Annotated in this window: 24 protein-coding genes; 16 read left to right on the forward strand and 8 right to left on the reverse strand. The window is 62.7% G+C overall.

From position 1 onward, the window contains the following. Positions 1-4: 4 nt before the first annotated feature. On the reverse strand, positions 5-526 hold the full coding sequence (locus AC1DZE_RS14685) for an N-acetyltransferase family protein (RefSeq protein ID WP_477672773.1): 522 nt from the start codon (positions 524-526) through the stop codon (positions 5-7). Positions 527-708: 182 nt separating this feature from the next. Between AC1DZE_RS14685 and AC1DZE_RS14690 the strand changes: the two genes are divergently transcribed. Both AC1DZE_RS14690 and AC1DZE_RS14695 read left to right on the forward strand, forming a co-directional pair. After that, on the forward strand, positions 709-1,305 hold the full coding sequence (locus AC1DZE_RS14690) for an LURP-one-related family protein (RefSeq protein WP_457279198.1): 597 nt from the start codon (positions 709-711) through the stop codon (positions 1,303-1,305). 42 nt (positions 1,306-1,347) lie between these two features. Further along, positions 1,348-1,659 (forward strand): 2Fe-2S iron-sulfur cluster-binding protein, encoded by a 312-nt coding sequence (locus AC1DZE_RS14695; RefSeq protein WP_477672774.1) that lies wholly within the window; start codon positions 1,348-1,350, stop codon positions 1,657-1,659. Here AC1DZE_RS14695 and AC1DZE_RS14700 read toward each other — a convergent pair. Next, positions 1,599-2,270, reverse strand: coding sequence for an N-acetyltransferase family protein (locus AC1DZE_RS14700; protein WP_477671478.1), 672 nt, complete (start codon positions 2,268-2,270; stop codon positions 1,599-1,601). The two genes, AC1DZE_RS14695 and AC1DZE_RS14700, sit on opposite strands and share 61 nt — an antisense overlap. A gap of 73 nt (positions 2,271-2,343) precedes the next feature. On the opposite strand from AC1DZE_RS14700, the gene AC1DZE_RS14705 reads away from it, so the two are divergent. The 9 genes from AC1DZE_RS14705 to AC1DZE_RS14745 all read left to right on the forward strand — a co-directional run bounded on the left by AC1DZE_RS14705 (position 2,344) and on the right by AC1DZE_RS14745 (position 9,553). After that, positions 2,344-3,276: a LysR family transcriptional regulator gene (locus tag AC1DZE_RS14705; RefSeq protein WP_477700235.1), complete on the forward strand. Its 933-nt coding sequence runs from the start codon at positions 2,344-2,346 to the stop codon at positions 3,274-3,276. Between the two features lie 34 nt (positions 3,277-3,310). Continuing rightward, complete coding sequence (locus tag AC1DZE_RS14710) at positions 3,311-4,408, forward strand: M14 family zinc carboxypeptidase (protein WP_477700236.1); 1,098 nt, start codon at positions 3,311-3,313, stop codon at positions 4,406-4,408. A 1-nt stretch (position 4,409) separates the two neighbouring features. Continuing rightward, entirely contained in the window at positions 4,410-5,162 is a 753-nt protein-coding gene (locus tag AC1DZE_RS14715) for an alpha/beta fold hydrolase (protein WP_477700237.1), read from the forward strand. Between the two features lie 149 nt (positions 5,163-5,311). After that, a complete protein-coding gene (locus AC1DZE_RS14720; RefSeq protein ID WP_477671474.1) occupies positions 5,312-5,761 on the forward strand; it encodes a hypothetical protein in 450 nt (149 codons plus the stop codon). 165 nt (positions 5,762-5,926) lie between these two features. After that, entirely contained in the window at positions 5,927-6,715 is a 789-nt protein-coding gene (locus AC1DZE_RS14725; protein ID WP_477700238.1) for a c-type cytochrome, read from the forward strand. Further along, a complete protein-coding gene (locus AC1DZE_RS14730) occupies positions 6,712-7,998 on the forward strand; it encodes a c-type cytochrome (RefSeq protein WP_477671472.1) in 1,287 nt (428 codons plus the stop codon). The genes AC1DZE_RS14725 and AC1DZE_RS14730 overlap by 4 nt, the downstream gene beginning before the upstream one ends. Positions 7,999-8,193: 195 nt before the next feature. Next, a complete protein-coding gene (locus AC1DZE_RS14735) occupies positions 8,194-8,769 on the forward strand; it encodes a DUF4166 domain-containing protein (protein ID WP_477671471.1) in 576 nt (191 codons plus the stop codon). 30 nt (positions 8,770-8,799) lie between these two features. Further along, complete coding sequence (locus AC1DZE_RS14740) at positions 8,800-9,183, forward strand: hypothetical protein (protein ID WP_477671470.1); 384 nt, start codon at positions 8,800-8,802, stop codon at positions 9,181-9,183. Between the two features lie 64 nt (positions 9,184-9,247). Further along, complete coding sequence (locus tag AC1DZE_RS14745) at positions 9,248-9,553, forward strand: hypothetical protein (protein WP_477672637.1); 306 nt, start codon at positions 9,248-9,250, stop codon at positions 9,551-9,553. Between the two features lie 53 nt (positions 9,554-9,606). Here AC1DZE_RS14745 and AC1DZE_RS14750 read toward each other — a convergent pair whose 3' ends face one another. Then, on the reverse strand, positions 9,607-10,851 hold the full coding sequence (locus AC1DZE_RS14750; protein WP_477671468.1) for an MFS transporter: 1,245 nt from the start codon (positions 10,849-10,851) through the stop codon (positions 9,607-9,609). A gap of 333 nt (positions 10,852-11,184) precedes the next feature. On the opposite strand from AC1DZE_RS14750, the gene AC1DZE_RS14755 reads away from it, so the two are divergent. From AC1DZE_RS14755 to AC1DZE_RS14765, 3 genes are all read left to right on the forward strand, one after another. After that, the gene (locus AC1DZE_RS14755) at positions 11,185-12,495 is read left to right on the forward strand and encodes an NAD(P)/FAD-dependent oxidoreductase (protein ID WP_477666318.1); all 1,311 of its coding nucleotides are present in this window, start codon (positions 11,185-11,187) and stop codon (positions 12,493-12,495) included. Between the two features lie 61 nt (positions 12,496-12,556). After that, positions 12,557-12,700 (forward strand): hypothetical protein, encoded by a 144-nt coding sequence (locus AC1DZE_RS14760; RefSeq protein WP_164483755.1) that lies wholly within the window; start codon positions 12,557-12,559, stop codon positions 12,698-12,700. A 7-nt stretch (positions 12,701-12,707) separates the two neighbouring features. Next, entirely contained in the window at positions 12,708-13,040 is a 333-nt protein-coding gene (locus AC1DZE_RS14765) for a VF530 family protein (protein ID WP_477671466.1), read from the forward strand. Here the strand turns inward: AC1DZE_RS14765 and atpE are convergent. Then, positions 13,037-13,273, reverse strand: a complete 237-nt coding sequence (gene atpE, locus AC1DZE_RS14770; protein WP_477671465.1) for a F0F1 ATP synthase subunit C — start codon at positions 13,271-13,273, stop codon at positions 13,037-13,039. The two genes, AC1DZE_RS14765 and atpE, sit on opposite strands and share 4 nt — an antisense overlap. Before the next feature lie 41 nt (positions 13,274-13,314). Between atpE and AC1DZE_RS14775 the strand changes: the two genes are divergently transcribed. Both AC1DZE_RS14775 and AC1DZE_RS14780 read left to right on the forward strand, forming a co-directional pair. Continuing rightward, complete coding sequence (locus AC1DZE_RS14775) at positions 13,315-14,022, forward strand: pseudouridine synthase (RefSeq protein WP_477700239.1); 708 nt, start codon at positions 13,315-13,317, stop codon at positions 14,020-14,022. Between the two features lie 40 nt (positions 14,023-14,062). Continuing rightward, positions 14,063-14,827: an SDR family NAD(P)-dependent oxidoreductase gene (locus tag AC1DZE_RS14780; RefSeq protein ID WP_477672634.1), complete on the forward strand. Its 765-nt coding sequence runs from the start codon at positions 14,063-14,065 to the stop codon at positions 14,825-14,827. Positions 14,828-14,986: 159 nt separating this feature from the next. Here AC1DZE_RS14780 and ppk2 read toward each other — a convergent pair whose 3' ends face one another. From ppk2 to AC1DZE_RS14800, 4 genes are all read right to left on the reverse strand, one after another. After that, positions 14,987-15,892: a polyphosphate kinase 2 gene (gene ppk2, locus AC1DZE_RS14785; RefSeq protein WP_477671621.1), complete on the reverse strand. Its 906-nt coding sequence runs from the start codon at positions 15,890-15,892 to the stop codon at positions 14,987-14,989. Between the two features lie 257 nt (positions 15,893-16,149). After that, positions 16,150-16,389: an HP1242/YdcH family protein gene (locus tag AC1DZE_RS14790; RefSeq protein WP_457279214.1), complete on the reverse strand. Its 240-nt coding sequence runs from the start codon at positions 16,387-16,389 to the stop codon at positions 16,150-16,152. A gap of 42 nt (positions 16,390-16,431) precedes the next feature. Next, positions 16,432-16,869, reverse strand: coding sequence for a universal stress protein (locus AC1DZE_RS14795; RefSeq protein WP_477674367.1), 438 nt, complete (start codon positions 16,867-16,869; stop codon positions 16,432-16,434). A 187-nt stretch (positions 16,870-17,056) separates the two neighbouring features. Next, positions 17,057-18,031 (reverse strand): Bug family tripartite tricarboxylate transporter substrate binding protein, encoded by a 975-nt coding sequence (locus tag AC1DZE_RS14800; RefSeq protein WP_477700240.1) that lies wholly within the window; start codon positions 18,029-18,031, stop codon positions 17,057-17,059.

Genomic DNA, 18,031 nt, shown 5'->3' on the forward strand with positions numbered 1-18,031 from the left:
GCCCTCAATCAACCACCCGCTTGAGCCGGATCTCTTCCAGCTTGGCACTGCCAAAAGCCACCGTCTTGAGCGATGGCATCTCGCGCTTGAACCCCGCCGCGTGTTCATAAAAGCGCAGCGCACGCTCATTGCGCAACAGCACCCACAACGTGACCTGCGTGCAACCCTCTTCTTTCAGGCCCTCACGCGCGCCGTCCCACAGGGCCAGGCCTGCGCCCTTGCCCCAATGTTCCGGCAGCACATACAGCGCCCAGATTTCACCCACCGTGGATTTGGTGCCGGCATCGCGGGAACGGTCAAAGCCGACAAAGCCCACGATCTCATCTCCGTCCGTGGCCACCAGCAGTTGCGGCTCGCTGAATTCAATGGCTTCGCGCCAGTAAGGCAGGCGTTTTTCCACCGTGATCTTGCCGAGGTAGTCCTCGGGCATGAGGTCTTTATAAGTGGCCTGCCAGGTGGCGACATGAATTTCGGCAATGGTTTTGGCATCACGGGGCGTAGCGGGACGGACGGAATAGCTGGACATGAAAAAAATCGCTTGTGAATCGGTGCGGGAAATGATCGGGGGAGCAGAATTGTCGCCCAAATCGCCCCCTACCCGGCAATACATTCGCTTCACGGCGGTCGGCGGCAGGATGAATGCCCGGCAAGTGACTTGGGCGTCGGGTACATTCGTCGCACCCTAACACTTACAAGCGCTTGCACATCATGGCCCAAGGTATTCAGTTTCCCCTGCAAATGTCCTTCAAACTCATCGCCTTTGCACCGCAATTTCTGGTCAAGGACGCGCATAGCCAGCCGGTGGCGTATGTCAAACAAAAACTCTTCAAGCTCAAGGAAGCCATCACGGTTTTCACCGATGAAAAACAGGACCGGCAGCTCTACCAGATCAAGGCGGACCGGATTATCGATTTTTCGGCGCTTTATCACTTCACCGATACCCAGGGCGCGGCGCTGGGCGGCATCAAGCGTCGCGGCATGCGCTCCATGTGGAGAGCCGGTTTTGATGTGCAGGACAACGGCGTCACCCACTTCAGCATCAATGAAAAAAGCGTGATGACGCGTTTTCTTGACGGCCTCTTCAGCCAGATTCCGGTGATCGGCATGTTTTCGGGCTACCTGTTCCATCCCGCCTACCAGGTGACGAGGCCCGACGGCACCCTGGTGGCCGAGCTCACCAAGCAGCCCGCCCTGTTTGAGGGCCGGTTCACCGCCGAGCGGATGGCCCCCGTCAATGAACGCGAAGAGCAGCAGTTGTTGCTGTCCCTGATGACCGTGCTGCTGCTGGAACGCCTGCGCGGTTAACGCAGACGCCGGCGCAGGCAGCTACCCGTACCCGAAGCAGCGATGGACGACCCGGCCCACCCTGGCGATCCGGCGAATGCGGTTCTGTTCAGCGTCCAGCTGAACCCGGAAGGGGTGCATTTCAGCGCCTCGCCGTCCCTGCCGATCCTGCAATCGGCGCTCCAGGCCGGCGTGGCGATGGACAGTTCGTGCAGAAACGGCACCTGCCGCACCTGCATCCGCCGGCTGGCCAGCGGGCAGGTAGCTTACCGCATCGAATGGCCGGGCCTGAGCGCCGAGGAAAAGCAGACGGGCTACATCCTGCCCTGTGTCGCGTACCCACTGTCGGATGTGGTGATCGAGCCGGGGGACTGAACTGCCGGTATCTGCCGTAGACCCACGGGCAAAGCCCCGGGCGACGCGGCGCCGTCGCCGAGCGCGCGCTGCATCAGCACCGTGTCCACCCACTGGCCGAACTTGTAGCCGACACAGCCCAGCGTGCCGACACGGGTAAAACCCAGCGCCTCGTGCACCCTGAGCGAGCCCGTGTTGGCGCTGTTGCCGACCACGCCCACCATTTGCCGGAAACCGCGCTGCTCGCACTGGCGGATCAGCTCACGCAGCAAGGCGCTGCCAATGCCGGCCTGGCGCATGCCTGGCGCGACGTAAATCGAGTCTTCCACCGTATGGCGATAGGCCGGCCGCGAACGATAGGCACTGCCATAGGCGTACCCCACCACCTCTGCGTTGCGGTGCGCCACCAGGTAGGGGTAGCCGCCCTGCAGGATGTCGGCGCGGCGCGACAACATCTGCGCGACGCTGGGCGGCTCCAGCTCAAACGTCGCCAGGTTGGTGGCCACGTAGTGCGCGTATATCGCCTGGATTGCCTCCATATGGCTTTCGGCACAGGGACCGATCACCAGGGAATCGCAAGTTCCGGAGGAAGGGCCGGGGCGCGTGGCATGGGGTATGGGTGTGAGGTGCATGCCGCTATGGTTGCGCAACGGCATGCATAAGTAAATATATCAAAACTTATCAGATTGATTAGAATTTCTTTGCATGCTCAACCTGGACCACCTGCGCACCTACGCCCTCATCGTTGAAACCGGGAGCTTTTCCGGTGCGGCCGAAAGGCTGGGCCTTTCACAGCCCGCCGTCAGCCTGCAAATCAGGCAGCTGGAGCAGAAGCTGGGCGTGCGCCTGATTGAACGCGTGGCGCGCCGCGCAACGCCCACACCCGCAGGGCTTGACCTGATGGAAGAAATCCAGCATGTCAACACCGCCGTAGACGGCGTCATGGCCGCCATGGCTTCCCACTCCTCGAATGTGGCTGGCCGCATCACACTGGGCATTGGCGCCACAGCCTGCCTTTATTTCCTGCCGCAAATCCTGCGCTCATTGAGGCTGCGGTTTCCCAATCTGAGCGTGGTGGTCAGCACGGGCAACACGGCCGACTTCGTCAAGGCGGTGGAAGGCAACATGCTGGACCTGGCGCTGGTCACGCTGCCCGTCAAACGGCGCGCGCTGGCGGTGACACCGTTGTTCAACGACGAGTTTGTGGCCATCGCACCCAAGCGTGACGCCGCCATGCCCGCCAGGATCACCCCGGCCGTCCTGGCAAAGCGCGAGCTGGTGCTGTTCGAGCCGGCGGCCAACACCCGCGTGATCATCGACCAGTGGTTTCAGGATGCGGGCCACGCCCCCAAACCCATCATGGAACTGGGCAGCGTCGAAGCCATCAAGGAAATGGTGGCAGCGGGCCTGGGCTGCAGCATCCTGCCCGCAATGGCGGTCACCGGCCCAGGGCAGCATGCCGAACTCGTGGTCCACCCGTTGTACCCACGGCTGCAAAGGACGCTGGCCCTGATCGTGCGCAACGACAAACCGGTGAACAAGGCCCTGCACCAGGTGATTGCCGCCATTTCACAGCGGGCTGGCGCCGAGCCGCGCCAGCCGGGTTCCCGGCCTTCACCGCAAAACAACAAGCTGTAGCACGCCTGTCAAACAACTGTGCAAGGATGGGCGGATGCTCCCTCCGCCACTGAATAGCGCTGCCGACAGCCCGCGCAGCCTTCACAGCCCCTACAGCCTCACGCCGGCGCGGGATGCGGCGGCCAGCTTTGCGGAAATGGAAGAGCTCAAGACGATCTTGCTGGCGGRCAGCGCGCACTTTGATGTGGCCGTTGCGGCCGAAGCGCATACTGCCGGCCCGTCTTTTCCCCTGTATGTGGCGGGCATCGGCTCCCGCGATCCGGCGGCGCCCGCGGTGGGCTTCTTCGGCGGCATCCATGGGCTGGAGCGCATCGGCACGCAGCTGGTTTTGCATTACATGCGGGCGTTGCTGTTTCGCCTGGAGTGGGACGATCTGCTGCACCGGCAACTCGAAAAGATCCGGCTGGTGTTCATGCCCATCGTGAATCCCGGCGGCATGTGGGCGCACAAGCGCGCCAACCCCCAGGGCGTGGACCTGATGCGCAACGCCCCCCACAAGGCCGACGCCCGTGTGCCTTTCCTGGCCGGCGGGCAAACCGTGAGCCCCCAGCTTCCCTGGTACTGCGGAAGGCCGGGCATGCCGATGGAAGTGGAAAGCGCGGCCGTATTGCAAGTGGTGCGGGAACAACTGGCCAGCCGGCCCTTCAGTCTGGCACTGGACTGCCATTCGGGCTACGGCTTTGAGGACAGCCTGTGGTTTCCGTACGCCAGGACGCGCCGGCTGATGCCGCACCTGCCGGAGATGTTTGCACTGCGGACCATGCTGGAGCAATCGCACCCGCACCACGCCTACAGCTTTGAGCCGCAAAGCAACCAGTACCTGCTGCACGGCGACCTTTGGGACCATGCCTATGATCGCGCCCCGGCGGAGAACATCTTTTTGCCGATGACGCTGGAGCTGGGCTCGTGGTTATGGATACGCAAGAACCCGCGCCAGCTGTTTTCGCGCCATGGAATTTTCAACCCCATCAAGGCCCACCGCACACGGCGTGTACTGCGCCGCCATGCAGACCTGCTGGATTTCCTGACACGCGCCGCATTCTCCGCACCGCGCTGGCTGCCTTCGGGCGACCAGCGCGTGCAGCTCGCACGGCTTGCCGCAGCGCACTGGCGCCCGCGCAGGGTGTTGTGACATGACCTGGGTGTTGCTCAGGGGCCTGACCCGCGAAGCGCGGCACTGGGGCGACTTTGCACCGCAGCTTGCCGCAACATTGCCTGCCGCCGAAGCAAGCCAGACTGTGGCGCTTGACCTTCCTGGCAACGGCGTCTTTCACCGCGGCACCTCACCGCGCTCGGTGCGCGGCATGACAGACTTTGCACGGGCACAGCTATTGGCCCACGGCCTGCAGCCTCCCTATCGGCTGGTGGCGATGTCACTGGGCGCGATGGTGGCGGCCGACTGGGCGCTGCAGTACCCGGGCGAAGTCTCGCGGCTGGTGCTGGTCAACACCAGCATGCGTCCCCACGGCCGGGTGACCGAACGCCTGCGCCCGGCCAACTGGCTGCCGCTGGCCTTGCTGGCTTTGCGCTGGGGCGATGCAGACAGCGCCGAACGCATCATCCATCGGCTGACCTGCAACAACACTGCCTCGCGCGATGAAGACATTGCCGCATGGACCGATATCCGCCGAAACGCGCCCGTCAGCGCCGCCAATGCCTGGCGCCAGCTGGTGGCCGCAGCGGCTTTCAGCATTGCCGCGCCGCCGACCTGCCCCACCCTGCTGCTGTCTTCGGCGGCCGACCACCTGGTGAACCCGCGCTGCACCTCTCGCCTGGCGAAAGCCTGGCAGGCCGCGTACCACGAACACCCTTGGGCCGGGCATGACCTGCCGCACGACGATCCCGGCTGGGTGTGCCGGCACATCGCAGACTGGCTAAACAGTTAATTCGCTATATTTTTGATAGCTGCTTGCGCCTGTCCATAAACGGTTTCAGGCACTTTTCCCCTAAGAAAAGCGGGTCTTGGCCGCAGGCAGCTGCCGGGTCCTGGAGCACTCAGGCAAAATCCAGCCTTGTCTATACAAGACAAAGCGCCATGAACAAGCCCACCCACCCAGCGACCGGCACCACGCCACCCGGCCCGACGGCCCAGGATGCCGTGGAGGCTACCGGCGCCAGCTTGCAGGGCGCGCCGGCAGACGCACCTTCTGTACGCAACAAGCGCCTGTGGGTACTGGCGCTCGGCACGGCCGCGGCCTGGCACCTGGATCCGGCGTTTGGTGAAATGGCGGAAATGATCGGCATGATTGCCTGCGCCGGCAACAAGACGCTGGCCAGGGACGCCATCATGCAGATGCGGGCGAAAGCCGACGCGCTGCGCGCGCAGATTCCCCCCTTGCCGGGCAGCGCATTGACCAAGGTGGTGCGGCGCGCTGAAGCAGCCTGCGGTGCAGTGCTGGACAAAGGCGTGCGTGTGAAGGAAGTGCAGACCAGCTGGGACCATTTTCTGGCCTGTGTCCGCGCGCTGCAAGACCCCCGCAGGTAGGGCGGCAAGCCCGGCTGCCGTCAGCCGTGCGGCCCCCGCCAGGGACTTTTGCAACGGGTCCACCGCGCCCAGCGTCCCGTCAATTTCACCGTTTTTCATCTGATATGTTTTTTGGGAGCGCAACTGATGCTGACACCGGCCGCCCATGTGCGGCATGATGGCCCCATGAACCCTAGATTTTTCCTACGCTTTTGCAAGCGTGTGCTGGCCACGCGGCTGTTGTGGGCCGGCCTGATATTTGCCGTGGCGGGCTCTGCCCAGGCAGCCCCGCCGCCGTTTGAAGACACCATCGCGCAGCGCACCATGGCCTGCACGGCCTGCCACGGCCCCCAGGGCCGGGCTGCACCCGACGGCTACTACCCGCGCCTGGCGGGAAAACCGGCGGGCTACCTGTACAACCAGCTGCTGAACTTTCGCGACGGGCGCCGCCACTACGGCCTCATGACGCAGCTGATCGAACCGCTCAGCGACACCTACCTGATGGAGATCGCGCAATACTTCTCCCAACTCGAAGTCCCCTATCCCGCACCCCTGCCCGCTGCCGCATCACCCGAGGCCATGCGCCATGGACAGCAGCTGGTCATGCAGGGCGACGCCGCGCGCCGGCTGCCGGCCTGCGTGCAATGCCACGGCCAGGCCATGACCGGCGTGGCGCCTGCCATTCCGGGCCTGCTGGGCCTGCCGCGTGACTACCTCAATGCACAGCTGGGTGCCTGGAAGGCCGGCCAGCGCCGCGCGCACGCGCCGGACTGCATGAAAAATGTGGTGGAAAAACTCACCATGGCAGACATCAACGCCGTCGCCAGCTGGGTGGCGGCGCAGCCCCTGCCGGCGAGCACCAAACCAGCCACCACGCTGCCCGCGCTCACACCCGGCGCTGTGGCCATCACCTGCGGCAGCGCAGCAGACATGCCCGCTGTGCCGGTTTTGCCCACCAGGAAAACGCAAAAATGAAAACCCTCCTCAAATGGGCGGTGGGCCTTTCCACCCTGGCAGCTGCCGCGGTTTTGCTGGTATGGGCGCTGAATGTACGCGACGAAGTCGACGTGAAGGCGCCTGTGGCTAACGCGGCCCCCAGCGACAGTCTGATTGCCCGGGGTGCCTACCTGGCGCGCGCCGGCAACTGCCAGACCTGCCACACCGTGCAAGGCGGCCAGGCCTATGCGGGCGGGCGCGGCATTGCTACGCCGTTTGGCACAGTGTTCACGTCCAACCTCACGCCCGACGACAAAACCGGCATCGGCAGCTGGTCATCCGCCCATTTCTGGCGCGCCATGCACAACGGCCGCTCCAAAAACGGCCGCCTGCTCTACCCGGCCTTCCCCTACACCAGCTACACGCAGGTCACGCGCGAAGACTCGGATGCGCTGTTTGCCTACCTGCGTAGCATGCCCGCTGCGGTGCAGCCCAACCAATCCCATGCGCTGCGCTTTCCTTACCAGTCGCAGGCAGCGCTTGCGGTGTGGCGCGCCCTGTACTTCAGCCCCGGTGTGTACCAACCGGACACCGCACGCAGCGCCGACTGGAATCGCGGCGCCTACCTGGTCAAGGGCCTGGGACACTGCGCAGCCTGCCACACCGCACGCAATGCGCTGGGCGCCAGCGATGCTGGGCTGGACCTGGCCGGCGGGCTGATTCCCATGCAGAACTGGTATGCGCCATCGCTGACCTCGCCGTATGAAGCGGGTGTGAGCGACTGGGACAGGCAACACATCGTGAGCCTTCTGAAAAACGGCGTTTCACCACGCGCCTCGGTCACCGGCCCCATGGCTGAAGTCGTCCAGCGCAGCACGCAGTATTTGAGCGATGCCGACCTCGGCGCGATGGCGCAGTTCCTCAAAGAGCTGCCGCCCTCGCACACCACGCCCCCCGAGCCGGCCACCATCAAGACGCAGGGCGAGTCGGTGGAACGCGCCGCCAAACTCTATGAACAGCACTGCGCCCAGTGCCACGGTGCCAAGGGCGAAGGCATCGCCAATGCCTACCCGGCGCTGGCAGGCAACCGCGCCGTGACCATGAGCCAGGCCGTGAACCTGGTGCAGATCGTGCTGAATGGCGGCTACGCCCCGGCCACCGCCGGCAACCCTCGCCCCTTTGGCATGCCGCCCTTCGTGCTGGTGCTGAACGACGCCGACATGGCGCTGGTGCTGACGCATGTCCGACAGTCATGGGGCAATAGGGCAAGTGAAATCACGCCGGTGGAAGTGAACCGGATACGGGCGAATACGGGGCGGTAGACGGATCACTGCGCTTCGTTGCGAAGCGGGGCGCAATGGTCGTCCTTTGAAGACAACAGGACCCGAGCCGCCAGCGCCCTTCATCTGGAGGACAGCGGCCTGCCAGCTACACACCTAAAATCACCTGCAGTGTGCAGCCCCCCCCCTTCTGTTGATCCGGTTCATGGCGGAACTGCACCGCAACCGAAAGAGCGCATGTCAGCAGTCGTTGAAACCTGGTTTGGTGAGGCCTTCGCACAACTGCACCCGTTGCTCCAGGAACTTCATCGGTCTGGAGGCATGCTCTCTGGCACAGTCGAGGTTCGCCTGGGCACCGGCCTTGCAGGTTGGGCAGGCCGGCGGCTTGCGCAAAAACTTGGTGTCCCGCCTTGCGACGGGACTGCATCGATGAGCGTTTCCATTTTCAGCACTGACACCGAGCTTCACTGGAACCGTACCTTCAATAAAACCTCCACGTTTGCCTCAACCTTCACGCCGACAGGTCGTTATCCATCGGGTTACTGGGTCGAGTCATCGGGCCTGCTTCGCCTCAAGCTGGGTGTTTCCATTGTCAATGGCGGCTGGGTCTGGCGGCCCATCGGGGGCCGGCTAGCGGGCGTTCCCTTCCCTCTTTGGCTCCTGCCTCGCACGGCCGCATCGAAGTGCATCGACAACGGTCAGTATCAGTTCAAAGTAGAAGTCGGCCTCCCATTGCTCGGTACAGTGCTCTCCTATAGCGGGTACCTGGCGCCTGAATTTCCCCGTGACCCGACAAAAGCCAGGCATGGATAACACGTCCATCAGCAGCAACCATCAGGCACCATGGCACTCCAACGCAATGTTCAACAGCAGAATGCCGCCGTCAAGGCTCAGATCGAGCACGCGGCTGCACTCCAATCCTCATTGCAGGCTTGGCTTCATACGGTTCTTCTTTCGCACGGGCTTAAGCCTGCGTCCGGCCTATTGGTACAGCTCCATGAAATCCCCGAACAGGAAGGGAACCTGATGGCAGGCGTCTGGCTGACCGATACGTCGGAGTTCTGGGAATTCGAAGCCATGCTCTCGCGCGCCAATGGAGCGTTACTCGGTGTCGAAGAGTTCAGGAACGCTACTCCGTCGTTTCCGCCAACAGTCGGCGTGCCTGGGACCGGTGCCTCCTTCGGGTATCTTGCCCGCCAGGTGCTGCGTGAAATGCGTGGCGGCTAAGCTTCCATCAAGAGTTCACCTCGACAAGTCAGGTCGAGTTCATCTCAATCCTTAGGCCCCATATATGCCACTCGAAATGTTGATCGTGATTGCACTGTCACTTGTTGCATTCGCCTGCGTCTACATCCCAAAGCGCACCCCGAAACCGCGCATTCCCAAGCTGTCCGAATTTCCGGCCGGCACGGAATTCTTCGTGAAAGAATTCGACGTTCCACTTGCACAAATTCCAGGCAATGGCACTTGCGTCTGGGTGAACTGGTACGGTGGCAGGCCGCGGCCCTTCTTAGTCGAAAGGCTCAAGGTCGACAACAACTGGCCAGCCGATTCTTTTGAATCATGGGCAGCGCTGGTGGAGGCTTCACTCAAGTGATGCGTTGACTCATTCATCGAAATCTCACGATCCCGGTTTTGAAAGCGCGGACGCTAACGGTTAACCATCTTGTCCCGCCGCGACAACGACGGGAAGAGCCTGAACCACGCCGCAGCCACCAGCAGCGTCCCCACCCCACCCGCCACAACCGACCCGACCGGCCCCAGCAGCGCTGCAGTGGCGCCTGATTCAAACTCTCCAAGCTGGTTGGACGCGCCGATGAACACGGAGTTGACCGCGCTGACGCGGCCGCGCATTTCATTCGGCGTTTCGATCTGCACCAGTGTCTGGCGCACCACCACGCTGACCATATCGGCGCCGCCCGAGACGGCCAGCACCAGCAGTGACAGCACAAAGCTGGTCGACAGGCCAAACACCACCATGCACACGCCATAAAGGGCTACGGCCGACAGCATGGTCGGCCCGACGCGTCGCTCCAGCGGCCAGCGGGTCAGCACCGCGGACGTCAGCAAAGCGCCGACCGCAGGGGCACCGCGCAGCAGGCCCAGGCCCCAGGGCCCGACGTGCAGGATGTCTTTGGCGAACATGGGCAGCAAGGCCGTGGCGCCGCCCAGCAGCACGGCAAAAAGATCCAGCGACGCGGCGCCCAGCAGGGCCTTGCGCTGCCATACAAACTCCACGCCGGCCAGCAGCGTGCGCAGCGTCACCGGCTCGCGCGGCGGCGGCGCGTGGTCATAGCGCAGCACCGCGATCAGCACGCAGCCGGTGGCAAAGAGGAAGGCGCAGGTGGCATACACCGCCGTGGCGCCGGCCACAAAAATCACGCCACCCAGCGCTGGCCCGCCTATGACTGCTGCCTGCATGCCGGCCGAGCTGAAAGCCATGGCGCGCGGCAGCATGGCGGGCGGCACCAGCACCGGGGTAAGCGATTGCTGCGCGGGCATCTGGAAGGCGCGGGCCACGCCCAGCATGACCGACACTGCCAGCAACAACTCGCGCGAAGCCCAGCTGTGGTGCATTCCCCCAATTTGCCAGCCCTGTGTGGCCGCCACCAGGATCATCGCCACCGTGGCCTGCGTGACCAGGCAGGCCGCGATGATGCGCCCACGGTGAAATCGGTCGGCGACGTGTCCGGCCACCAGCGTCAGCAGCAAGGCCGGAACAAACTGGTACAGCCCCACCAGCCCGAGGTCCCAGGCGTTACCGGTCAGTTCGTACATCTGCCAGCCCACGGCGACCATCAGCATCTGGTTGCCTGTGGTGGCAAAAATCCGGGCGAACCACATGCGCATGTAGGCGCGCTGGCGGGTGAGTTCCTTGAATGAGTGTGTCGGCATGCGGCCCGAAGCTTAACAGCGCCGTACCCGCGAGGTGTGGCACGGGGCTACTCTTGAGGGGACGCTTCGGCGGTTGCAATGCTATTGATTTAATAGCTGCTTGCGCACGTCCTGTATAGCTAAATCCAGAATTAGTGCATTGACTCATCCACAGGCATGAGGGCTCTCCCCGGAGCGGGACCATTTTTACCCAAACCGGAAAACAAGCCCGATAAGCCCGCCTGCTGGCCTGAAAATTAGGCCATTGGCTTTAAGTGGGAGACCGTTTTAGGCGAAACAGGCAGTTAACATGGCGACATAACAGGGCCACCCTGGCACCAGGAGGAAGAAGTTATGCACCGCATCGTCATAGTGGGCGGAGGCGCCGGAGGGCTGGCGCTGGCCACGCAACTGGGCAAACGCCTGGGCAAAAAGGGCCTGGCCGAGGTCACCCTGGTCGACGCCGCCCGCACCCACGTCTGGAAACCGCTGCTGCACCAGCTGGCCGCCGGCAGTTTTGACACCCACGCCGAAGAAATTGAATACCTCGCGCAGGCCCGCTGGAACCACTTCAAGTTCCGTCTGGGCAGCCTGACCGGCGTGGACCGCCAGAACAAAACCCTGCAGCTGGCCGCCAGCCATGACGAAGCCGGCCGCGAGATCACACCGGCCCAGCAACTGGCCTACGACACGCTGGTGATTGCCGTGGGCAGCCAGACCAACGACTTCGGCACGCCCGGTGCGGCCGAACACACCATCAAGCTCGACAGCCCGCAGGCCGCCAAGCGCTTTAACGACCGCCTCATCAACGCCTGCATTCGCGCGCAAACCGTGCCGCGCGTGGCCGGCAGCGGTCGTCTGACGGTGGCGATCGTGGGCGGCGGCGCCACCGGGGTGGAGCTGGCCGCCGAGCTGCACGCCGCAGCGCGGGTGCTGGCCAACTACGGCTTTGACCACATCCACCCCGAAAAAGACCTGCAGATCGTTCTCGTCGAAGCCGCGCCGCGCCTGCTGGCCCAGTTGCCCGAGCGACTGAGCGAATCGGCCATGCGCGAGCTGCGCAAGCTGGCCATCGAAGTGCACACCAATGAAAAAGTGGTGGAAGTCACGGCCGACAGCCTGAAGATGGCCAGCGGCAAGGTCATTTCATCGAGCATCACGGTGTGGGCCGCCGGCGTAAAAGCCTCCGACTTTCTGCGGACCCTGGGCGATGGCAACCCGCTGGAAACCAACAGGCTCAACCAGCTGGTGGTGAACGGAAACCTGCAAAGCACGGGCGACGCAAACATCTATGCCTTTGGCGACTGTGCGGCATGCCAGCAACCCGACGGCACCTGGGTACCACCGCGAGCCCAGGCCGCCTACCAGCAGGCCATGTACCTGACACGCTCACTCTCCGACCTGATCGCCGGCAAGCCGGTAGCGCCCTTCGTCTTCAAGGACCAGGGTTCGCTGGTGTCGCTGTCGGAATACTCTTCCGTCGGCAGCCTGATGGGCAGTCTCACCAAGGGCAGCTTCTTCATTGAAGGCCAGCTGGCCAAGTTCATGTACTGGGGCCTGCACAAGCAGCACCAGCTGGCGCTGGGCGGCTTCAAGAAAACCGCACTGATCACGCTGTCGGAAATGCTGGACCGCACCTATCGCCCCCGCATCAAGTTGCATTGATAATCACGGCATCCCTCTCGCGATTCTTTTATCAACCTCACTCAACCCAACGGAGAAAACCATGGCAAAAGGACAGCAAAACAACAACAAGATGGTCAAGAAGCCGAAGAAGGACACCTCGCCACCCAAGACGGTGTCTCCCGACGCGGTGCGCCCGACCATCGTGACGCAGGTTCCGCTGCGCGGCAAACTGAAGAACAAATAAGGTTTTGATGGTCGGCACTGGCGACTTGCCTGCAAACCCGCCCGGAGATGTCCTGGCTGTCGCTCCAGCACAGCCGGGCAATCCACTGCATGGCGTCAAGCTGGAAACGATCGTCACTGCGCTGTCTGACCACTACGGCTGGGAAGAGCTGGGCCAGCGCATCAACATCCGCTGTTTTACCAGCGACCCCAGCGTGGCGTCCAGCCTGAAATTTTTGCGCAAGACGCCCTGGGCGCGCGAGAAAGTCGAAAGCCTTTACCTCTTCATGCTGCGGGAAGTCAAACGCAGCAGCCCGCCGGTTCACAACTTCCCGCCGCCTAAAGCCAAGCCCCAGCCCTAGAGGGGATTGGCGAACAAGAGCATCATGGCGATGCCCACACCGATCAGGAAGTTGGCATCGATCAGGCCGGCCAGCAGGAACATCTTGACCTGCAGCGGCTCCATCAATTCGGGCTGGCGCACGGCACCTTCCAGAAATCGCCCGCCCATCGTCCCTATGCCCAGGCAGGCGCCAATGGCGCCCAGGCCGATGATCAATCCACATGCAATGGCAATGGCACCTGCGTCAGTCATGATGTCTTCTCCTTGGTTAAAAACTTTTCGTTGACTGAATCATGAAGGCCGAGCCGCCGCAGAACAATTACCCCGCAGGTAATGTCATCGACATTCCAGGTGTGAGGCTGCTACACGCCGATGAGTTCCTGCTGGTGCTGGACAAGCCTTCAGGACTGCTCTCAGTGCCGGGACGCGGCGAAGACAAGCAGGACTGCCTGAGTGCCCGCGTGCAGGCCGCCTTTCCAGACGCCCTGATCGTGCACCGGCTGGACCAGGCCACCTCGGGCCTGATGCTGATGGCGCGCGGCGCGGCCATGCAGCGGGCGCTGAGCCGATCGTTTGAAACGCGTGAGGTTGGCAAGCGCTACGTGGCGGTGGTAAGCGGCCACTCGCCCGCATCGAGTGATCCGAATGCCCCGGACGGCTGGGGCCTGATCGACCTGCCCATCATCGTGGACTGGCCACGCCGGCCGCTGCGCATCATCGATGCCGAACGCGGCAAACCCAGCCAGACCCGCTGGCGCGTGCTGGCGCATGATACGGCGGCTAACACCACGCGCGTAGAACTCGAACCTGTCACCGGCCGGTCGCATCAATTGCGCGTGCATCTAAAAGCGCTGGGCCATCCGATTTTAGGCGACGCGCTGTACGCCTCTGAAACGGTACAGGCGGCCGCGCCCCGGCTGTTGCTGCACGCCGCAGCGCTGCAGCTCACGCATCCGGCCAGCGGGCAGGCGATGGCATTTGAAAGCAAGCCCGACTTTTAGACCGCGAGCAGTTCCATGGTACCGGCGCTACCATGCAACCATGACACAAAACACCCACCTCACCCTGATCACAGGCGCCTCGCGCGGCATGGGCTTTTCCATGGCACGCCAGCTGCTCACCGCCGGCCACACGGTGCTTGGCATTTCGCGCACTGCCGTGCCCGAGCTGGAAGAACATGCGCAGCATGTCGGCGCTACGGTGCTGCAATGGGCGCATGACCTGGCGGACAGCGGCTCACTGAATGAGAAGCTGGAAAGCTGGCTCAAGGATTCACATGCCAGGGCACCCTGGACCAGCGTCACGCTGATCAACAACGCAGGCTTGATCCCGCAGATCGGCTCGCTGGACCAGATTGGCGAAGCAGACCTGGCAAGGGCGCTGCGTGTGGGACTGGAAGCGCCCATGCAAATCACCGCCGCCTTCCTGCGCGCCACCGGCGGCTGGCAGGCGCCGCGCAAGGTGCTCAATATTTCGTCGGGCCTGGGGCGCCGCGCCATGGCTTCGCAAGCGGCTTACTGCGCCGCCAAAGCCGGCATGGACCATTTCACCCGCTGCCTGGCACTGGAAGAAGCCCTGAAGCCCCATGGCGCCAAAGTCTGCTCACTCGCACCCGGCGTGATCGACACAGGCATGCAGGAGCAGCTGCGCGCAGCCGACCCCAAGGCCTTTCCGGATCGTGAGTCGTTTGTAGGTTTGAAAACCGGCGGCGTACTGACATCGCCCGAAGATGCAGCTGCGCGAATCCTCGCTTTCCTGGCACGGCCAGATTTCGGCGCCAATCCAGTAGCTGACGTGAGGGACTGACCGCTCCCACTGGTTACCAAAGAACTCTTAAACCCAGCAGGTGCCGCGGAACCGGCTTTGCCGGGCCGCAGGCGCCGCCCCCTCGAGGGGGGAACAGGCTACACGCAGTGAGCCTGGACAGGGGTGGGTCTATTTCTGAAGTGAGCCTGAACGGGGGTGTTAGTAGATTTCCGGTACCACAATGTTTTGTGGGACCGGAACGCGCACATAGTCCTCATGGCGCACCCGTTCGGGCAGCACGATGGGCGGGTGCGGGGTTTCCTGGTAGGGCATCTGCTGCAGCAGGTGGTGGATGCAGTTCAGGCGGGCTTTTTTCTTGTCGTCCGCCTGCACCACCCACCATGGGGCCTCGGGGATGTGGGTGCGGTCCAGCATGATCTCCTTGGCCTTGGTGTACTCCTCCCAGCGGCGGCGTGACTCCAGATCCATGGGGCTGAGCTTCCATTGCTTGAGCGGGTCGTGGATGCGCCCGAGAAAGCGCAGGTGCTGCTCTTCATCGGAAATGGAAAACCAGTACTTGATGAGCTGTATGCCCGAACGCACCAGCATCTTTTCAAACTCCGGCACGGTACGGAAAAATTCTTCGTACTGGTCGTCGGTGCAAAAGCCCATGACGCGTTCCACGCCGGCGCGGTTGTACCAGCTGCGGTCAAACAGCACGATCTCGCCGGCTGCCGGCAAATGGGACACATAACGCTGGAAGTACCACTGCGTGCGCTCGCGGTCGTTCGGGGCTGGCAATGCCGCCACACGGCAGACGCGCGGATTGAGCCGCTGGGTGATGCGTTTGATCACGCCTCCCTTGCCGGCGGCGTCGCGCCCTTCAAACAAAATCACCACCTTGTGGCCGGTGCTGACCACCCAGTCCTGCAGCTTCACGAGTTCGGCCTGCAGGCGGAACAGCTCACGGAAGTACTGGCGGCGGTCTTCTTTTTCCTGTGCCGCGTCCCTGGGGCTGCGGGCAGGCTGCTCTTCCCCGACAAGCTCGGCCACGGTGCGGTCTTCAATCTCCATCTCCAGCTCTTCGTCGTAGCTGTCGATCAGGTCATTGCGGATCCGCCGCATCAATTCTTCTTCGCTTGAACTCAAGGCTCTCTCCTGCACAACCGGAAATCGGTCAACACCCCAGCGTACCCGCGGCACATGGCAGTTTGATGAAACGGCCGAAAACCGTTGTCCATATCACCGGACTTTCAAGCCACCCTGCAGGGCAGGAACGATGCAAACCCCGTGTCTTGCTTCCTTTTTGATAGCTGCTTGCGCAAGTTCCTATTGGGTTTCAAGGCAGTTTTCCTTAAAAATCAGGAATTCCCATGACGTGATCAGCTTTTCTTGAGGATCTGGTAAATCTCGTCCTTGACCTTGAGCCGCCGCTTTTTCAGGTCTTCCAGCGCCTCGTCCGTGATGACACCCACGCCCTGCTCATACTTTGCAATCGCGTGGTTATCCTCGTCGTAGCGCGCAAAGAGCTCGGCAAAGTGTGGGTCAGACACCTTGAGGCTGCGCATCTTCTGCAGGTATTCCGGAAATTCATGTGCAATGTCGTGGTTCAGAAGGTCCATAAAAGCTCCTTTGTTGGTGTCACGTCATCAGGAAACGGCGGCTCAGTCGCGCACCACCAGCACAGGCAGGTGTGCATGGGAAAGCACCTGGGCGGTGACGCTACCCAGTACCAGTTTTTCAAGCCCGCGGCGGCCATGCGAGCCCATCACGATCAGGTCGGCATTGATCGCCTCGGCGGTGTCAAGAATGCCGCGATAGATGGCATGGCCTTCCACCACCGATCCGGTGGCGGTGATACCCGCCTCCTTGAAAGCTTGCTTGGCTGCGGTGATGGCCTCATTGGCTTCGGCCGTGGCAGCGCTCAGGTATTCAGCCTGCCCGTAGGCAAAGTCGGCGCCCACCCCGGTAAAAGCATAGGGATCTATGACGTAAACGACGGTCACCTCACTCTTGAACGCCTGGGCGACTGCCAATGCATTGCCGATCGCCTTGCGCGAGGTGGAAGAGCCGTCTACAGGAACCAGAATGTGCTTGTACATGATGGAATCTCCTTGAGCCAGGAATGGATTCTGCGGCCGGCGCCCTTCGCGGGTCAATGCCGGCCAGAGCAGGGCCGCTACGGGCCCGCCATGCATCAGTTATAGGGTATTGGGTGACAGGCCGCCGTCAGACAAGGCGCCGAAACCGCAGCGCCTGCGCTGCGCGGGCGTCACTACCCCCCAGCATTCATTCAGGTTTGATATTGGCCGATTTGGCCAGTTGCGCATAACGCGCCAGGTCCACCTTGATCAGCCTGGCAAGCACGGCGCCGTCGCCGCTCAGGGGCTCCACGCCTGCTCCTGAAAGGTTTTCCCTCACGGCGGCTTCGGCCAATACTTTTTGAACGTCCGCATAAATTTTGGCAACCACCTCGGGCGGCATTTTGGCCGGGCCCATCAGCGCATACCAGATGGAAAAGTCCAGCGGCTTCAGGCCCTGCTCTTCAAAGGTCGGCACCTGGGGCATCAGGTCATAGCGCGTAGCGGTCGACACGCCAATGCCGTTGAGCTTGCCGGTCTTGATGTGCGGCGCAGCAAGGTTGGCGCTGAGGATGGCCAATTGCACCTGGCCGCCCACCACGTCGGTCAGCGCAGGGGCACAGCCCTTGTAGCCGACATTGGTAGCACTGACACCAGACTTTTGCTTGACCAGTTCCATCACGAAATGCTGCGGTGTGCCGACGCCACAGGAGCCGTAGCTCAGCGCTGCCGGGTTGGCTTTGGAATAGGTGACCAGTTCCTGAATCGTCTTGATGTTGGTGCTTTGATGAGACACCAGCGCGATCGGCGTGAGGCCCAGCAGCATGATGGGTGTCAGGTCTTTTTCGGGGTCGTAGTTGAGCTTGCCGTTCACGGCCGGGTTGACCACCATGGTGCTGTTTTGCAGCAGCAGCGTGTAGCCGTCTGCCGGCGCCTTGACCACGGCTTCCGTGCCGATATTGCCGGAGGCACCCGCACGGTTGTCGACCGCTATGCCCTGCCCCCACAGGGTCTGCAGGCGTGCGCCGATCTGGCGCGCCAGGATGTCGGAGCCGCCGCCGGTGCCATAAGGAACAATGATGCGCACGGGGCGTGATGGATAGGCTTGCGCCAGCGCCTGCGTTGCTGTCATGCAGGTCAGTGACATCAAGGTGACCAGGGCCAGGAGCTTTGGAAATTTCAT

The organism is Polaromonas sp. P1_F1 (genome assembly GCF_056405795.1).

Excerpts from the sequence above, each read along its gene's own strand:
- AC1DZE_RS14765 (WP_477671466.1), top strand. The coding sequence starts at position 12,708 with ATGGTCGGCACTGGCGACTTGCCTGCAAACCCGCCCGGAGATGTCCTG.
- AC1DZE_RS14790 (WP_457279214.1), bottom strand. The coding sequence starts at position 16,389 with ATGGACCTTCTGAACCACGACATTGCACATGAATTTCCGGAATACCTG.
- AC1DZE_RS14795 (WP_477674367.1), bottom strand. The coding sequence starts at position 16,869 with ATGTACAAGCACATTCTGGTTCCTGTAGACGGCTCTTCCACCTCGCGC.
- AC1DZE_RS14745 (WP_477672637.1), top strand. The coding sequence starts at position 9,248 with ATGCCACTCGAAATGTTGATCGTGATTGCACTGTCACTTGTTGCATTC.
- AC1DZE_RS14780 (WP_477672634.1), top strand. The coding sequence starts at position 14,063 with ATGACACAAAACACCCACCTCACCCTGATCACAGGCGCCTCGCGCGGC.
- AC1DZE_RS14715 (WP_477700237.1), top strand. The coding sequence starts at position 4,410 with ATGACCTGGGTGTTGCTCAGGGGCCTGACCCGCGAAGCGCGGCACTGG.
- AC1DZE_RS14690 (WP_457279198.1), top strand. The coding sequence starts at position 709 with ATGGCCCAAGGTATTCAGTTTCCCCTGCAAATGTCCTTCAAACTCATC.
- AC1DZE_RS14730 (WP_477671472.1), top strand. The coding sequence starts at position 6,712 with ATGAAAACCCTCCTCAAATGGGCGGTGGGCCTTTCCACCCTGGCAGCT.
- AC1DZE_RS14800 (WP_477700240.1), bottom strand. The coding sequence starts at position 18,031 with ATGAAATTTCCAAAGCTCCTGGCCCTGGTCACCTTGATGTCACTGACC.
- AC1DZE_RS14695 (WP_477672774.1), top strand. The coding sequence starts at position 1,348 with ATGGACGACCCGGCCCACCCTGGCGATCCGGCGAATGCGGTTCTGTTC.
- AC1DZE_RS14740 (WP_477671470.1), top strand. The coding sequence starts at position 8,800 with ATGGCACTCCAACGCAATGTTCAACAGCAGAATGCCGCCGTCAAGGCT.
- ppk2 (WP_477671621.1), bottom strand. The coding sequence starts at position 15,892 with ATGCGGCGGATCCGCAATGACCTGATCGACAGCTACGACGAAGAGCTG.
- AC1DZE_RS14725 (WP_477700238.1), top strand. The coding sequence starts at position 5,927 with ATGAACCCTAGATTTTTCCTACGCTTTTGCAAGCGTGTGCTGGCCACG.
- AC1DZE_RS14720 (WP_477671474.1), top strand. The coding sequence starts at position 5,312 with ATGAACAAGCCCACCCACCCAGCGACCGGCACCACGCCACCCGGCCCG.
- AC1DZE_RS14705 (WP_477700235.1), top strand. The coding sequence starts at position 2,344 with ATGCTCAACCTGGACCACCTGCGCACCTACGCCCTCATCGTTGAAACC.
- AC1DZE_RS14700 (WP_477671478.1), bottom strand. The coding sequence starts at position 2,270 with ATGCACCTCACACCCATACCCCATGCCACGCGCCCCGGCCCTTCCTCC.
- AC1DZE_RS14755 (WP_477666318.1), top strand. The coding sequence starts at position 11,185 with ATGCACCGCATCGTCATAGTGGGCGGAGGCGCCGGAGGGCTGGCGCTG.
- AC1DZE_RS14760 (WP_164483755.1), top strand. The coding sequence starts at position 12,557 with ATGGCAAAAGGACAGCAAAACAACAACAAGATGGTCAAGAAGCCGAAG.
- AC1DZE_RS14685 (WP_477672773.1), bottom strand. The coding sequence starts at position 526 with ATGTCCAGCTATTCCGTCCGTCCCGCTACGCCCCGTGATGCCAAAACC.
- AC1DZE_RS14735 (WP_477671471.1), top strand. The coding sequence starts at position 8,194 with ATGTCAGCAGTCGTTGAAACCTGGTTTGGTGAGGCCTTCGCACAACTG.
- AC1DZE_RS14750 (WP_477671468.1), bottom strand. The coding sequence starts at position 10,851 with ATGCCGACACACTCATTCAAGGAACTCACCCGCCAGCGCGCCTACATG.
- AC1DZE_RS14775 (WP_477700239.1), top strand. The coding sequence starts at position 13,315 with ATGAAGGCCGAGCCGCCGCAGAACAATTACCCCGCAGGTAATGTCATC.
- atpE (WP_477671465.1), bottom strand. The coding sequence starts at position 13,273 with ATGACTGACGCAGGTGCCATTGCCATTGCATGTGGATTGATCATCGGC.